Raw genomic sequence first — 14,377 nt, 5'->3', positions numbered from 1 at the left:
CTTAACCCACCACCAGAATACGCAGGGCATCCAGGCGGATCTTGGCCTGATGCAGCACCTCGACGCCGTGCAGGCGCTGGTGTTCCAGCGCATCAATCTCACTCTGACGCACCAGCGGGTTGACCTGTTGCAGGGCCTTGAGGCGGTTGATTTCCTCATCCAGCTCGGTGGTGAAGCGGGTTGAGGCCTGTTCCACCAGCGCCGCATGTTGAATATCGGCGAGCGCTTCGGCCCGATCCAGCAGGCGTTCGACCTCCTCGCGCTGGGTCTTGGCGATCTTGCTGGCCAGGTGTTTCGGCAAGCCGTCGATCTGCGCTTCCAGCGTCTCGAAGGCGACCTTGGAGGCCAGGTCGTTGCCATTGATATCCAACAGGCAGCGGACCGGGGTCGGCGGCAGATAACGTTGCAGCTGCAGCGCGCGTGGGGCGATGGCTTCGCTGACGAACAGGCATTCCAGCAGCATGGTGCCTGGCTTCAATGCCTTGTTCTTCAGCAGCGCCACCGAGCTGTTGCCCATGCTGCCGGACAACACCAGGTCCATGCCGCCCTGGAGCATGGGGTGTTCCCAGGTGATGAACTGCATGTCCTCGCGGGACAGCGCGGTATCGCGATCATAGGTGATGGTCACACCTTCATCGTCACCCAGCGGGAAGCCCGCATCCAGCATGCGCTCGCCGGGGCGCAGCACCAGCGCATTGTCCGAGTGGTCCTCGCTGTCGACACCGAATACATCGAACAGGCGTTCCATATAGATCGGCAGCTGGAAGTCCTGGTCCTGCTTTTCAATGGTCTCGATCAGCCGCTGGGCCTGGCCGGTGTGGCCGCGTGAATGCAGCTCCAGCAGACGGTCACGGCCATTGTGCAATTCCGCTTCCAGTGCTGCGCGGGTCTGTTGCGCCTGGCTGATCAGCTCCTGCCATTGCTCATCCTGCGGTTGTTCCAGTTGTTGCTGCAGGGCTTCGCCATATTGCTGCTGGATGGCGTTGCCGGTGGGGCAGGTGGCGCGGAACGCGTTCAGCGCCTTGTCGTACCATTCAAACATGCGCTGCTGGGCGGTGTCTTCCAGATAGGGCACATGCAGCTGAATGATATTTTTCTGACCGATACGGTCGAGACGACCGATGCGCTGCTCCAGCAGATCGGGGTGTGCCGGCAGGTCGAACATGACCAGATGGTGAGCAAACTGGAAGTTGCGTCCCTCACTGCCGATCTCCGAGCAGATCATCACCTGGGCACCGAATTCCTCATCGGCAAAGAACGCCGCCGCGCGGTCACGCTCGATGATGCTCATGCCCTGGTGGAATACGGTGGCAGGGATGCCGCTGCGTACACGCAGTGCATCGTTCAGGTCCAGCGCGGTCTCGGCATGGGCGCAGATGACCAGTACCTTATTGTGCTTCTGCGCCTTGAGGGTGTCGATCAGCCAATCGACGCGTGGGTCGTCCTGCCACCAGGCGGTTTCCATCGGCTCGAACTCGTCCTGCAGGCCGACTTCCGGATACAGGGAGGAACGGTCTTCAATGTCCTGATACAGCGCCGGGCAGGGCAGCGGATAAGCATGCAATTCGCGCTCGGGAAAACCGCTGATCACGGCGCGGGTGTTGCGGTACAGAACGCGCCCGGTGCCATGGCGGTCAAGTAGCTGACGGACCAGGCTGCGGCGGGCGTCTTCAGTTTCCTCGCCACCGGCCTGCAGAGTGTCGAGCAGGTTCTCTGCGCTGTCGCCAAGCCACTGACTGATCGCCTGACGGTTTTCGGTTGTCAGTGTCTGGGTATCCAGCAGTTGCTGTACCGCGTCGGCCACGGGCTGATAGCGTTCCGCTTCATCACGAAACGCCTGCAGATCATGGAAACGGTCAGGATCGAGCAGGCGCAGGCGGGCAAAGTGACTGGCCTGACCCAGTTGTTCGGGTGTGGCGGTCAGCAGCAGCACGGCAGGGATCTGCCCGGCCAGCTGCTCCACCAGCGTATATTCGGGGCTGGCCGCTTCTTCATGCCAGACCAGGTGATGCGCCTCGTCGACGACCAGCAGATCCCAATCACTGGCCAGCAGCCATTGCTCGGCCTTGTCATTGGCGAGCAGAAACTCCAGCGACACCAGCGCCAGCTGTTCTTCCTCGAAGGGGTTCTGTTCGGCACCCTCGCAACGATCACTGTTGAACAGGGCAAAGCGCAGGTTGAAGCGCCGCAGCATTTCGACCAGCCACTGGTGCTGCAGGTTCTCCGGTACCACGATCAGGATCCGGCGTACTCGACCGGTCTGGATCTGACGATGGATGATCAGTCCGGCCTCGATGGTCTTGCCCAGGCCCACTTCGTCGGCCAGCAGGACGCGCGGTGCTACGCGGTCGGCGACATCCTTGGCGATGTGCAGTTGGTGGGCGATTGGCTGGGTGCGGACACCGGCCAGGCCCAACAAGGGTGAGCGCTGAATGCGACAGTAATGGCGCAGGCTTTCATAGCGCAGGCCGAACCAGGGCAGGGGGTCGATCTGGCTGGCAAACAGACGGTCGCTGGCCAGGCGGAACTGGATGAAGTTGTCCAGCATGGTCTCGCTGAACTCATCATGGCTGCCATCTTCGCGCAACCCCTGATACTGCAGCAGGCCGTTGACTTCGGATACGTCGCTGACCGTCAGGCTCCAACCTTCATGGTGAGTAATGCTGTCGCCCGGGCTGAACCGTACGCGGGTCAGCGGAGCGTTGCGCATGGCATAGTGGCGGGTTTCACCGCTGGCCGGGAACAATATGACCAATAATCGGCCGTCCTGTGATAACACCGTACCCAATCCCAGTTCTGATTCGCTGTCACTGACCCAGCGTTGTCCCGGGGTAAATACTGTCATGCCTCACTCCTGCCCATGCGTAAAGGGCGCATATGGTACCCGATAGAACTGTGCTCACAAACCCATTGATGCGCTGGTTTGTCAGGTTGGAAGATCAGCGGGGCTGCTGGGCAAAATGTTGTTCTGTGACGGAGGTCACGCTGAATGCAGTAAAAGTCATGATTTGATGGTCGATAACATGAGTACCATCTTATAAACAGTGATGCAGGCAGATAAATTCATGCTTATTCCCGGCCTTCCAGTACCAGGTGTGCAGCAGGACGCCTTCAAGCCCGAGCGCAAGATCAGGCCGGATGCGACCGAAGGAGTGCCGGGCGATCCGTTGTCGGAGTTGCCGGTGGAGGAGTACGCCTCGCAGCAGCATGGCCAGCGACAGCAGTCGCAAGAACCGGTACCGCAGACTATAGAAGAAGCGGAATCAACCGAGGCCACTGCGCCAGGCTCTCCAGACCTGCCACGCAAGGGGCTGCTGGTTGACATCAGGGCTTGAAGCAGTGGTAGGCTTACCTCCTTCCCAAGGAGACTGCATGTCCGACCAACCCGAATCCGCCCCGGTTATCGATCTTGCCGAAGCTCGGCACAGTCGCCTGCACGATATCCACGAGTCACGCCTGCTCAAGGTGCGCGCCGCTTTTGAAAAAGCCTTCCCTCTGCCTTCTCCATCTGTGACAGAAAAGCAGTCCAAGAAAGGCTCAAAAAAGAAAAAGCCGAAAAAACGCTGAAAGCAGCGGTTAATTGATCCGGGTCAAGAACCCGGATGGAATTCATGGGTATTCTCCAACCATACACAGACATACATGGATGCGGAGATGCCCTCATGTTTATTGATGACGCAGTGATTGCCGGTTTGCTGACTGTTGCCCTCATGGTGGTTTTTCTGGCCGGGGTTGGCGTGTTTATCTACAAGGATGCGCGCAAGACAGGCAAGAAGACTTCCTGAACCTATTGATTTCCAGGGCGCCCTGAAAAACGCAGCAGCCACTTCGCGCGCCGCTCAGGACAACCCTTAATGTGCATGGCTCGCAAGGCCTTTGGCGGTCACCCTCGGGTGACCGTTTTTTTATTCCGTTGCCATGGCGGTCGTTGCATGGCTGACAACCGGCCTCTAGACTGCTCGGCTCACTGGTCATCTGAGTGGGTTCATGTCCCCGCCCTCGCAATCGCACACTGTACGGCCCCGATGCCCGCGCTGCGGCCGGCCGGTTGAGCTTTGCCTGTGTCATCTGCTCCCGAACCTCACGCCACGCACTGAAATCCTGGTGATCCAGCATCCGGATGAACGCAGGCATGCGCTCAATACGGCGCGCTTGCTGGTGGCTGGCCTGAGTAATGCCCATCTACTGATTGCCGAACAGCTGCCGCCGGACTGGGTTGAGCGAATTGCCGATCGCGGATGGCGCACGGAATTGCTGTTTCCGGGGCCGCAGGTACCGCTGCTGACGGCTGCGGGGCAGGGTGATCGGCCGCGGCGACTGGTTCTGCTCGACGGTACCTGGCGCAAGGCGCGTAAGTTGCTGTATCTGAATCCGCTGCTGCAACAGTTATCACAGGTGGCTCTCCCTGAAGGGCTGACCAGCCGCTATAGGCTGCGCAAGGCGCCGGCAACCGGTGCCTTGTCGACGATCGAGGCAGGAACCATGGCCTTGCAGATGATCGAACCCGAGACAGACTTTGCCGATCTTCTCCGACCCTTCGATGCCCTGATCGATGGCCAGATCAGGGCCATGGGCGAAGACATCTATACCCGTAACTACAGACGCAACGAGCTGTAAGCGCATTTGTGAGGCTGCTGTTGAGTTAGCGCCATTCGTGACACTTATTTTGCTCATTTTCCCACCTGCCAGTGGGCCGGCCCGGCTAGACTGGCGGAAACGAGGAAGTGATACAAAAACAACAAGTGACTCAGTGATGGCAGTGGTGAGCGGAGGCGGTATGCACAAGACAGGTTTGCGGGTGGTGATTACGGGTGCGGGCAGCGGGCTGGGGCGTGAACTGGCACTGCGTTATGCACAAGAGGGTGCGCGGTTGGCCTTGGCTGACATTCAGGAGGAAGGGCTCGGCGAAACGCTGCGGCTGGTAGAAGCGGCGGGCGGCAGCGGCTTCACCCGGCGCTGTGATGTGCGCGACTACAGCCAGCTGGCGGCTCTGGCGCAGAGCTGTGAAGAGTTGATGCAGGGCGTTGATGTGCTGATCAACAATGCCGGGGTGGCCTCAGGCGGCTGGTTCGAGGATCTCACGCTGGAAGACTGGGAGTGGCAGATCAGCATCAATCTCATGGGTGTAGTCAAGGGCTGCAAGGCCTTCGTGCCCATGTTGGTGTCCCAGGGCAGCGGGCGTATCATCAATATCGCTTCCATGGCCGCACTGATGCAGGCGCCGGGCATGAGTAATTACAACGTCGCCAAGGCTGGTGTAGTGGCGCTCTCGGAAAGCCTGCTGTGCGAATTGCAGCCCAAAGGCGTGCAGGTCAACGTGGTCTGCCCGTCGTTTTTTCAGACCAATCTGCTGAGCTCCTTTCGGGGGCCGGACAGTGAATCGAAGGAAGATATCGCCAAACTGCTGGAAAACTCGCCCATTTCCGCGGCAGACATCGCAGACCTGGTCTGCCGAGAGAGCACGGCTGGGATCTTCATGATTCTGCCCCACGAAAAAGGTCGTGAAGCCTGGGCAGTCAAACAGGCCCAGCCGCAGCTTATCTATGACGAAATGACACGCATGGCAGTGAAAAAGATGGCCGCGCCGGGGAACTGATTGCGCGCTGTCGCGCGCAGCAAACAGGGTGCTGCCAGGCCTCGGATTGGCAGGGCGCCCCTTCTGCATGGTGAGTGCCCGTAGGGAGAGATTATTGTGATGTCTCCCTTTTTTTATTTCCGTGGTCTGCGGTCCGGTGTCACAGGTCGTGGCATGTGGCACAATGCAGCATTGAATTTGAATCACGGGATCAGACGGGAACATGGGCGCGTTTACTGCCACAGGCGGGTCGTCGAATGACAGCGAGTCGCGTCGCATGGCGTTCCTGTTGTGGCCTGGGTGTCATCCGGCGGTCATGATGCCGGCACTGGCAGTGCTGCGTTCGGCCAATCGCATGGCCGAGACCCCACTCTATCAGGTGGACTGCTACACCCTTGACGACCAGCCGATATCGTCACCAGAGGGCTGGCAATTGCCCGCACGGCGCTGGGGTAATGCGCCGGAAGATCTGTCGCATTTGTGGTTGGTGGCCGATGCGGATCGGCTGCCTGGTTCGCTGAATTCCGCTCTGGTGTTGCAGCTACGCTCGCTGGCGCGCGATGGAGTGACCCTCGGCGGCCTCGAAGAGGGCGTTTTCCCGCTGGCCATGGCCGGGTTGCTGGATGGTCGTCAGTGCGCGGTGCACTGGCGCATGCTGGAAGATTTTCGGCAACGCTTTCCCCTGGCTCAGGCCGGCACGCGACTGTTTGAACAGGATGACGGTCGACTGAGCAGCAGCGGCTGCGCTATCACTGACCTGTTTCTGACTTTGATCGGCGAGCATCACGGTGCGGACCTGGCTGCCCTGATTGCCGAAGATCTCAACGTGGAACGGATTCGTGACGGTAGCGAACAGCAGCGGGTGCCTTTGCGCAATCGCCTGGGCAGCACGCATCCCAAGCTCACCCAGGCGGTGATCCTGATGGAGTCGAATATCGAGGAACCGCTCACCACCGATGAGATCGCCCGGCATGTATGTGTTTCCCGGCGGCAATTGGAGCGGATCTTCAAACAGTATCTGAACAGCGTACCGTCGCAGTATTATCTGGAGCTGCGCCTGAATCGGGCGCGGCAGATGCTGCAGCAGACCAGCAAGTCGATCATCCAGATCGGTCTGTCCTGCGGTTTTTCGTCAGGTCCGCACTTTTCCAGCGCCTACCGCAACGGCTTCGGCGTCACGCCCCGTGAGGACCGAAACCAGTATCGCGCCCTGCAGGCGCAGGATCGCCGGGCCACCCTATAAAGTCGGCATGCCAGGGCGTGCCGCATTCAATATCCGCCCTCAGGGCGAACACAGGAGAGTTGCAGGAATGTCGCAGTCAATGCAGGTCAATCGCGCCGATTTCGATCGGTTGATGGTGCCCAATTACGCCCCCGTGGAAATGATACCGGTGCGCGGCGATGGCTCGCGCCTGTGGGATCAGCAGGGCCGCGAATATATCGACCTGGCTGGTGGCATCGCGGTGAACTCCCTGGGACATGCCCACCCCCAATTGGTCGAGGCGCTGACCGAGCAGGCCCAGAAGCTGTGGCATGTTTCCAACATCATGACCAATGAGCCGGCGCTGCGTCTGGCTGACAAGCTGGTGGCCGCGACCTTTGCCGATAAGGTGTTGTTCGTCAACTCCGGCGCCGAGGCCAACGAGGCGGCGTTCAAACTGGCGCGGCGTTGGGCGCATGACCAATCCGGGCCGGATAAGCACGAGATCATCGCCTGCAGCAACAGCTTTCACGGCCGGACGCTGTTTACCGTCAGCGTCGGTGGCCAGCCGAAGTACTCCCAGGGTTTCGGACCGGCCATCTCCGGCATCAGTCATGTGCCCTATAACGATATCGCAGCCCTTGAAGCGCAGATCTCCGAGCGCACCTGTGCCGTGGTGGTTGAACCGGTACAGGGCGAGGGCGGGGTCATCCCGGCGTCCATCGAGTACCTGAAGGCCGTGCGGGCGCTGTGTGATAAGTACAATGCCCTACTGATCTTTGATGAAGTGCAAAGCGGCATGGGCCGTACCGGCAAGCTGTATGCCTATATGCACAGCGGCGTGGCGCCGGATATTCTCACCAGCGCCAAGGGTATTGGTGGCGGCTTCCCGATCGCGGCCATGCTGACCATCGACCGGGTTGCACCTGCGCTCAGTGTTGGCACCCACGGCAGCACCTATGGCGGCAACCCGCTGGGCTGTGCGGTTGCCGAGCGGGTGCTGGATATCATCAACACGCCGCAGGTGCTGGACGGTGTGGGTGAGCGTCAGGCTCAGTTGACCGCCGGGCTGCGTATCCTGGCAGATGAGCTCGGTGTGTTTTCGGAAATCCGCGGCCAGGGCCTGCTGATCGGTGCCGTGCTCGCGGAGCGCTGGCGCGGTCAGGCCGGTCAGGTAATGAGGCTCGCACAGGAGGAGGGTCTGCTGGTGCTGCAGGCCGGGGCCGATGTAGTGCGGCTGGCTCCCAGCCTGATCATCCCCGAAGCGGATATCCGTGAAGCGCTCGGGCGGATGCGTGCCGCGCTGCTGCGTCTGATCAAATAAGCCTGGGAGGTCTGTCATGCTCATCCAGCGGCTGTGTACCCTTGCCGATCTGCCCGAAATAGAGCGGCTGGCGATTGCCAGCCCGGTAGGTATCACCTCGCTGCCGGCGGACCCCGAGCAGCTCGCGGTGATCATCGAGGGTACCGAAGCGGCAATGGATGAGTCGGTCACCTTTACCGGGGAAGAACGTTATTTCTTTGTGCTGGAAGATCTGGGAACCGGTTGTCTGGCCGGCTGCAGCAGCATCATGTCGGCAGCCGGTTTCAGTCAGCCGTTCCATACCTTCCGCAACGATATCTTTGTTCATGCGTCCCGTGAGCTGAGCCTGCATAACCGGACCCATGTCTTGTCGCTGTGTCATGACCTGACCGGCCACAGCCTGCTGACTGGTTTCTATCTGGACTCGCCCTGGAAGGGAAACTACGCGACTCTCAAGCTCAACGCCTGTGGTCGTTTGCTGTTCATGGCTTCGCATCCACAGCGCTTTGCCGACTCGACAGCGGTGGAAATGTCCGGGATCAGTGATGAGCAGGGCAATGCGCCGTTCTGGGATGGCCTGGGCCGTCACTTTTTCGATGTCGATTATCGCGAGGCCGAACGGTTGAGCAGTCGTCATGGACGCAGCATGCTGGCTGAGCTGATGCCGGGTTATCCGATCTACGTGTCCATGCTGCCAGATGCGGCCCAGGAGGCGATCGGTCAGGTGCGTCCGGCGTCGCAGCTGGTGTATGACATCCTGCTGCAGGAAGGCTTCGAGAGCGAAAATTACGTGGATATTTTCGATGGCGGCCCGGTCGTCCAGGCCAGGACTGCCGAGCTGACCTCGGTGCGTTACAGCGAGACAGCCATGGTACGCATCGGTCAGCCGGGACCGGCTACCGGCAACTGGTTGGTGGCTAACGAGCGCATACGGGATTTTCGTGCCTGTCTGTGCGATCTGGCCTGGCAACCGGGCGAGCCGCTGACCCTAGGTGCGCAGATGGCTGACCTGCTGAAAGTCACCGAAGGTGACACGCTCAGATTGATTGGAGGTGCCTGACATGCTGGTGCGCGCGGCGCGGATGGACGATTTGCCGGCCTTGCTTGAGCTGGCTTCTCAAGCCGGTTCGGGGATGACCAGCTTGCCGGCCAGCGAGGATCGGCTTGGCCGGCGGATACAAACCGTGGCGGCCAGTTTCGCCGGTGATCTGCCACTGGAAGATGCCGACTATCTTTTCGTAATGGAAGATGCCAAGGGTCAGGTAGTGGGGACCAGCGGCATGGTTGCTGCTGCTGGTATGCGCGAGCCATGGTACAGCTATCGGGTGGGTCTGACGGTCACTGCCAGTCGCGAGCTGGATGTCTATCGTCAGCAGCCGACCTTGTTTCTGAACAATGACCTTACCGGTGCGACGGCGCTGTGTTCCCTGTATCTGGATATGCCCCACCGGCACAGTCTGAACGGGCGTCTGTTATCCAAGGCGCGGTTCATTCATATGGCGGAGTTCGCCAGTGACTTTTCACCGCGGGTAATGGCGGAACTGCGGGGGTTGTCGGATCGGCAGGGCCGCTCTCCGTTCTGGGACAGTCTCGGTCGGCACTTTTTCCGCATGGATTTTGCCCGTGCCGATTACCTCACGGGCACCGGCAGTAAAGCGTTCATCGCGGAGATGATGCCGAAATTCCCGCTTTATACCTGTTTTCTCAGTCCGGAGGCGCGCGCTGCCATCGCCTGCGTGCACCCCGATTCGGCGCCAGCGTTGGCTATGCTGACCGAGGAAGGTCTGAACTATCAGGGCTATATCGACATTTTCGATGGCGGTATTACCATCGAGGCGCCGCGCAACCATATTCGCAGCATCAATGAGAGTCAGCTGCTGATACTGGCGATCGGCACACCGGGTGACGAGGCGCAGACCTGGCTGGTACACAACCGCGAGCGCGAGAACTGCCGCATCACCGCTGCTGCCGGGCGGGTGGCCGCAGGTACGCTGGTGGTGGCGCCGGAAACGGCCGGGCTATTGCGCTTGCGCGCCGGCACGCCGGTGAGGGCCGTGGCCCTGGTGGGCGGGCCGGGAAGTATTGCCGATCCCTATGCGCCAGGTTGATCCGGCAGCTATTGTACCGATAGACAGAATCGAACCTGTAGCATGATGCATGCTGTCTTGCTATGCCTATATAATGATGATCTTTGCCTGGCGTGAGCCTGGCCGACCTGATCCATGATAAGGGACCTATGAAAAGCGCTGATATCCGAGAAGCCTTCCTTCGCTTCTTTGAAGAGAAGGGGCATACCCGAGTTGCCTCCAGTTCGCTGGTGCCGGCAAATGACCCGACGCTGCTGTTTACCAATGCCGGGATGAATCAGTTCAAGGACTGTTTCCTGGGACTGGAAAAGCGCGCCTACACCCGCGCTACCAGCAGCCAGAAATGTGTGCGGGCCGGTGGCAAGCACAATGACCTGGAAAACGTCGGCTACACAGCGCGTCACCATACCTTCTTCGAAATGCTGGGCAACTTCAGTTTCGGCGATTATTTCAAGCGTGACGCCATCCTTTATGCCTGGGAATTTCTGACCTCGGACAAGTGGCTCAATCTACCCAGCGAGAAACTCTGGGTCACCGTTTACGCCAGTGATGATGAAGCCTACGACATCTGGACCCGCGAAGTCGGCGTGCCGGCAGAGCGCATGGTGCGTATCGGTGACAACAAGGGCGCGCCCTATGCCTCCGATAACTTCTGGGCGATGGGCGATACCGGCCCCTGTGGTCCATGCAGCGAGATTTTCTTCGACCACGGTCCGGAAATCTGGGGTGGACCTCCCGGCAGTCCCGAAGAAGACGGCGATCGTTACATCGAAATCTGGAATAACGTCTTCATGCAGTTCAACCGCACTGCTGATGGCGTGATGCATCCATTGCCCGCGCCCAGTGTGGACACCGGCATGGGGCTGGAGCGCATCAGCGCAGTATTGCAGCATGTGAACTCGAACTACGAGATCGACCTGTTCCAGAGCCTGCTGAACGCAGCGGCTCAGGCCATTGGGTGCAGCAATGAAGGCCAGGCCTCGTTGAAGGTCGTGGCCGACCATATCCGTTCCTGCAGCTTCCTGATCGCCGATGGCGTGCTGCCGTCAAATGAAGGTCGTGGTTACGTATTGCGCCGCATCATTCGCCGGGCCTGTCGGCATGGCAACAAATTGGGTGCGACCGGTAGCTTCTTCCACAAGATAGTGCCGGCCCTGGCTGAAGAAATGGGTGATGCCTTCACGGAACTGAAAATGCAGCAAGCGCAGATCGAGCGTGTGCTGAAAGCTGAAGAAGAACAGTTTGCCAAGACCCTGGAGCAGGGTCTGAGGATTCTCGAGCAGGATCTGGCCGGGCTCGAGGGCAGCGAGATCCCCGGGGACATCGTTTTCAAGCTATACGATACCTATGGTTTCCCCATGGATCTGACCGGTGATATTGCTCGGGAGCGTGATCTGACCATCGATGAGGCCGGCTTTGAAGTGGCCATGCAGGCCCAGCGTGAGCGCGCCCGGTCGGCCAGCCAGTTTGGCGTGGACTACAATCAGGTAGTCAAGATCGACGGCGAGACCCGCTTCGATGGCTACACGGCGACCGTCGGCTCGGCGCGGATTGTTGCCCTGTACCGTGATGGTCAGGCGGTTGACAGACTGAATGAAGGCGACTCGGGCGTGGTAGTCCTGGATCAGACTCCCTTCTACGCCGAATCCGGCGGGCAGGTAGGCGATACCGGATATCTGGAAAGTGCCGGGGTGCGCTTCGATGTACGTGATACCACCAAGGCCGGCGGCGCCCATCTGCATCATGGTGTGATGGGCAGTGGCAGTCTGCACCGCGGAGCGTCCATCCGCGCTGTGGTGGATAACAGTGTCCGTGAGGCAACCAAGGGTAATCACTCGGCTACGCATCTACTGCATGCCGCACTGCGCAAGGTGCTGGGTGAGCATGTGCAGCAGAAAGGCTCGCTGGTCGACAGTCAGCGTTTGCGTTTTGACTTCAGTCACTTTGAAGCGATCCGTCCCGAGCAGCTGCGGGAATTGGAGCGCCTGGTCAACGAGCAGATTCTTCAGAACTCGGCGGTGGACATCGAAATCACCGACATCGAGACTGCCAAGGCCAAGGGCGCCATGGCACTGTTCGGCGAGAAATATGGTGAAGAGGTGCGGGTCTTGACCATGGGCGGCGGTTTTTCCGTCGAACTGTGTGGCGGCACGCATGTCGATCGTACCGGCGATATCGGTTTGTTCAGGATTATCAGCGAAGGTGGTATCGCTTCCGGCGTGCGTCGTATCGAGGCGATTACCGGTCAGGCAGCGCTGGACTGGGTGAATCAGGCGGAAGAGCAGTTGGGACAGGCCGCCCAGATGGTCAAGGGCTCGCGTGACAACCTGCTGGACAAGCTGGCTGCGGTTATAGATCGCAACCGCCAGTTGGAGAAGGAGCTGGAGCAACTCAAGGCCAAGGCGGCCAGTGCTGCGGGCAATGATCTGGCCGGTGAGGCGCAGCAGCTGGGCGGCATGAATGTGCTGGTCAAGCGTCTGGATGGTCTGGATGGCAAGGCATTGCTGGCCCTGATCGACCAGCTGAAGAACAAGCTGGGCTCGGCGGTGATTCTGCTTGGTGGTGAGCTGGACGGCAAAGTGGTGCTGGTAGCCGGCGTCACCAAGGATCTGACAACCAGGCTCAAGGCCGGCGACCTGATTCGTAACACGACACAGGCGGTGGGCGGGAAGGGCGGCGGTCGTCCGGATATGGCACAGGGCGGCGGAACCGATGTGGCGGCGCTGGATGCTGCATTGGCCAGCGCAGCCGAGTGGATCGCGCAGCAGTAATAGCAAAAGAGGGTCGGGCTGCCGAAGGCGGTCCGATACAAGGGTCGGGATAACCGATACTGCATTGGGAGTTGGTGCAACACATGGCACTTATTGTCCAGAAGTTTGGTGGTACCTCGGTCGGCAGTGTGGAACGCATTGCCCAGGTGGCCGAGAAAATCAAGGCATGCAAGGCTGAGGGGCATGACCTGATCATCGTGGTATCCGCCATGAGCGGTGAAACCAACCGTTTGATCGGTCTGGCGCGAGAAATCAGTGCTCAACCTGATCCTCGCGAGATGGATGTGATCCTGTCTACCGGCGAGCAGGTAACCATTGGCTTGCTGGCCATGAAACTCCAGTCCATTGGCGTACCCGCCATCTCCTATACCGGCGCTCAGGTTCGTATCGAAACTGACAGCTCCTTCGGCAAGGCGCGTATCCAGCATATAGATGAAGGCAGGCTGCGGGCTGAGCTGGACGCCGGCAAGGTAGTGATTGTCGCCGGTTTTCAGGGTATGGATGAGCACGGCAATATCACCACGCTGGGGCGTGGCGGCTCGGATACCACAGGGGTAGCCTTGGCAGCGGCGCTGAAGGCTGACGAGTGCCAGATCTATACTGATGTCGATGGCGTCTATACGACCGACCCGCGGGTGGTTGAAGGGGCTCGTCGCCTGGAGAAGATCACTTTCGAAGAAATGCTCGAAATGGCCAGCCTCGGCTCCAAGGTATTGCAGATACGTGCGGTCGAGTTCGCCGGCAAATACAACGTGCCACTGCGTGTGTTGCACAGTTTCAAAGAGGGTCCCGGGACCCTGATTACCCTTGAGGAAGATCTTTCAATGGAACAGCCCGTCATTTCCGGCATAGCGTTCAATCGTGATGAAGCCAAACTGACCATCCGCGGCGTGCCGGATACCCCCGGCGTGGCTTACAAGATTCTCGGGCCGGTCAGTGCGGCGAACATCGAAATCGACATGATCGTGCAGAACGTGTCCCAGGATCAGACTACCGATTTCACCTTTACCGTGAATCGCATTGATCAGCGACGCACCGAAGAGATACTGAACAAGGTCGCTGCTGAAATCGGTGCGCGCGAAGTGGCCGGTGACAGCGCCATCGCCAAGGTATCCATTGTGGGCGTCGGCATGCGCTCCCATGCGGGTGTAGCCAGCAAGATGTTCGAGGCGTTGTCGCTGCATGGTATCAATATCCTCATGATCTCCACGTCGGAGATCAAGATTTCCGTGGTCATTGATGAGAAGTATCTGGAGCTTGCGGTGCGCACGCTGCACTCGGCCTTCGAGCTGGATGCGCCCGAGCAGGATGCCGATCAGATTTGATGGCAGGATTTACGGGGTGGCCGAATGGCTGTCCCGGTGGGCACGGTTTCTGGTTGTCGTGCCCGCGTGTCGCTTCAGACCAATATGAATTGCCCCTTCGACATCGAACGCACGG

12 protein-coding genes are annotated in these 14,377 nt (G+C 59.7%); 11 read left to right on the top strand and 1 reads right to left on the bottom strand.

Going from position 1 to position 14,377, the window contains the following annotated elements; all coding sequences use genetic code 11:
• Position 1 precedes the first annotated feature (1 nt).
• Complete coding sequence (gene rapA / locus BLU11_RS10795) at positions 2-2,845, bottom strand: RNA polymerase-associated protein RapA (RefSeq protein ID WP_090273348.1); 2,844 nt, start codon at positions 2,843-2,845, stop codon at positions 2-4.
• A gap of 220 nt (positions 2,846-3,065) precedes the next feature.
• Here rapA and BLU11_RS10790 point away from each other — a divergent pair, with 220 nt between their 5' ends.
• The 11 genes from BLU11_RS10790 to BLU11_RS10745 all read left to right on the top strand — a co-directional run bounded on the left by BLU11_RS10790 (position 3,066) and on the right by BLU11_RS10745 (position 14,262).
• Positions 3,066-3,335, top strand: coding sequence for a hypothetical protein (locus tag BLU11_RS10790; protein ID WP_157718659.1), 270 nt, complete (start codon positions 3,066-3,068; stop codon positions 3,333-3,335).
• Between the two features lie 37 nt (positions 3,336-3,372).
• Entirely contained in the window at positions 3,373-3,567 is a 195-nt protein-coding gene (locus BLU11_RS10785; RefSeq protein ID WP_090273346.1) for a hypothetical protein, read from the top strand.
• A 95-nt stretch (positions 3,568-3,662) separates the two neighbouring features.
• Entirely contained in the window at positions 3,663-3,785 is a 123-nt protein-coding gene (ccoM, locus tag BLU11_RS19685) for a cytochrome c oxidase subunit CcoM (RefSeq protein WP_269433191.1), read from the top strand.
• A 202-nt stretch (positions 3,786-3,987) separates the two neighbouring features.
• Positions 3,988-4,617: a tRNA-uridine aminocarboxypropyltransferase gene (locus tag BLU11_RS10780; RefSeq protein WP_090273345.1), complete on the top strand. Its 630-nt coding sequence runs from the start codon at positions 3,988-3,990 to the stop codon at positions 4,615-4,617.
• Positions 4,618-4,777: 160 nt separating this feature from the next.
• Positions 4,778-5,596 carry an SDR family oxidoreductase gene (locus tag BLU11_RS10775; protein WP_090276411.1) on the top strand — a complete coding sequence of 273 codons (819 nt, stop codon included), beginning with the start codon at positions 4,778-4,780 and terminating at the stop codon, positions 5,594-5,596.
• A 202-nt stretch (positions 5,597-5,798) separates the two neighbouring features.
• On the top strand, positions 5,799-6,818 hold the full coding sequence (locus BLU11_RS10770; RefSeq protein ID WP_407920209.1) for a GlxA family transcriptional regulator: 1,020 nt from the start codon (positions 5,799-5,801) through the stop codon (positions 6,816-6,818).
• A 67-nt stretch (positions 6,819-6,885) separates the two neighbouring features.
• A complete protein-coding gene (locus BLU11_RS10765) occupies positions 6,886-8,100 on the top strand; it encodes an aspartate aminotransferase family protein (RefSeq protein ID WP_090273343.1) in 1,215 nt (404 codons plus the stop codon).
• 16 nt (positions 8,101-8,116) lie between these two features.
• Positions 8,117-9,139, top strand: coding sequence for an arginine N-succinyltransferase (locus BLU11_RS10760; protein ID WP_090273342.1), 1,023 nt, complete (start codon positions 8,117-8,119; stop codon positions 9,137-9,139).
• A 1-nt stretch (position 9,140) separates the two neighbouring features.
• The gene (gene astA / locus BLU11_RS10755; protein ID WP_090273341.1) at positions 9,141-10,187 is read left to right on the top strand and encodes an arginine N-succinyltransferase; all 1,047 of its coding nucleotides are present in this window, start codon (positions 9,141-9,143) and stop codon (positions 10,185-10,187) included.
• 128 nt (positions 10,188-10,315) lie between these two features.
• Positions 10,316-12,937, top strand: coding sequence for an alanine--tRNA ligase (gene alaS, locus BLU11_RS10750; protein ID WP_090273340.1), 2,622 nt, complete (start codon positions 10,316-10,318; stop codon positions 12,935-12,937).
• An 83-nt stretch (positions 12,938-13,020) separates the two neighbouring features.
• Positions 13,021-14,262: an aspartate kinase gene (locus tag BLU11_RS10745; RefSeq protein ID WP_090273339.1), complete on the top strand. Its 1,242-nt coding sequence runs from the start codon at positions 13,021-13,023 to the stop codon at positions 14,260-14,262.
• The last annotated feature ends 115 nt before the right edge of the window (positions 14,263-14,377 follow it).

This window comes from Halopseudomonas litoralis, assembly GCF_900105005.1.
GTDB classification, from domain to species: Bacteria; Pseudomonadota; Gammaproteobacteria; order Pseudomonadales; family Pseudomonadaceae; genus Halopseudomonas; species Halopseudomonas litoralis.
This window is presented reverse-complemented; position numbering and strand designations above follow the sequence as displayed.

Excerpts from the sequence above, each read along its gene's own strand:
- rapA (WP_090273348.1), bottom strand. The coding sequence starts at position 2,845 with ATGACAGTATTTACCCCGGGACAACGCTGGGTCAGTGACAGCGAATCA.
- BLU11_RS10790 (WP_157718659.1), top strand. The coding sequence starts at position 3,066 with ATGCTTATTCCCGGCCTTCCAGTACCAGGTGTGCAGCAGGACGCCTTC.
- BLU11_RS10785 (WP_090273346.1), top strand. The coding sequence starts at position 3,373 with ATGTCCGACCAACCCGAATCCGCCCCGGTTATCGATCTTGCCGAAGCT.
- ccoM (WP_269433191.1), top strand. The coding sequence starts at position 3,663 with ATGTTTATTGATGACGCAGTGATTGCCGGTTTGCTGACTGTTGCCCTC.
- BLU11_RS10780 (WP_090273345.1), top strand. The coding sequence starts at position 3,988 with ATGTCCCCGCCCTCGCAATCGCACACTGTACGGCCCCGATGCCCGCGC.
- BLU11_RS10775 (WP_090276411.1), top strand. The coding sequence starts at position 4,778 with ATGCACAAGACAGGTTTGCGGGTGGTGATTACGGGTGCGGGCAGCGGG.
- BLU11_RS10770 (WP_407920209.1), top strand. The coding sequence starts at position 5,799 with ATGGGCGCGTTTACTGCCACAGGCGGGTCGTCGAATGACAGCGAGTCG.
- BLU11_RS10765 (WP_090273343.1), top strand. The coding sequence starts at position 6,886 with ATGTCGCAGTCAATGCAGGTCAATCGCGCCGATTTCGATCGGTTGATG.
- BLU11_RS10760 (WP_090273342.1), top strand. The coding sequence starts at position 8,117 with ATGCTCATCCAGCGGCTGTGTACCCTTGCCGATCTGCCCGAAATAGAG.
- astA (WP_090273341.1), top strand. The coding sequence starts at position 9,141 with ATGCTGGTGCGCGCGGCGCGGATGGACGATTTGCCGGCCTTGCTTGAG.
- alaS (WP_090273340.1), top strand. The coding sequence starts at position 10,316 with ATGAAAAGCGCTGATATCCGAGAAGCCTTCCTTCGCTTCTTTGAAGAG.
- BLU11_RS10745 (WP_090273339.1), top strand. The coding sequence starts at position 13,021 with ATGGCACTTATTGTCCAGAAGTTTGGTGGTACCTCGGTCGGCAGTGTG.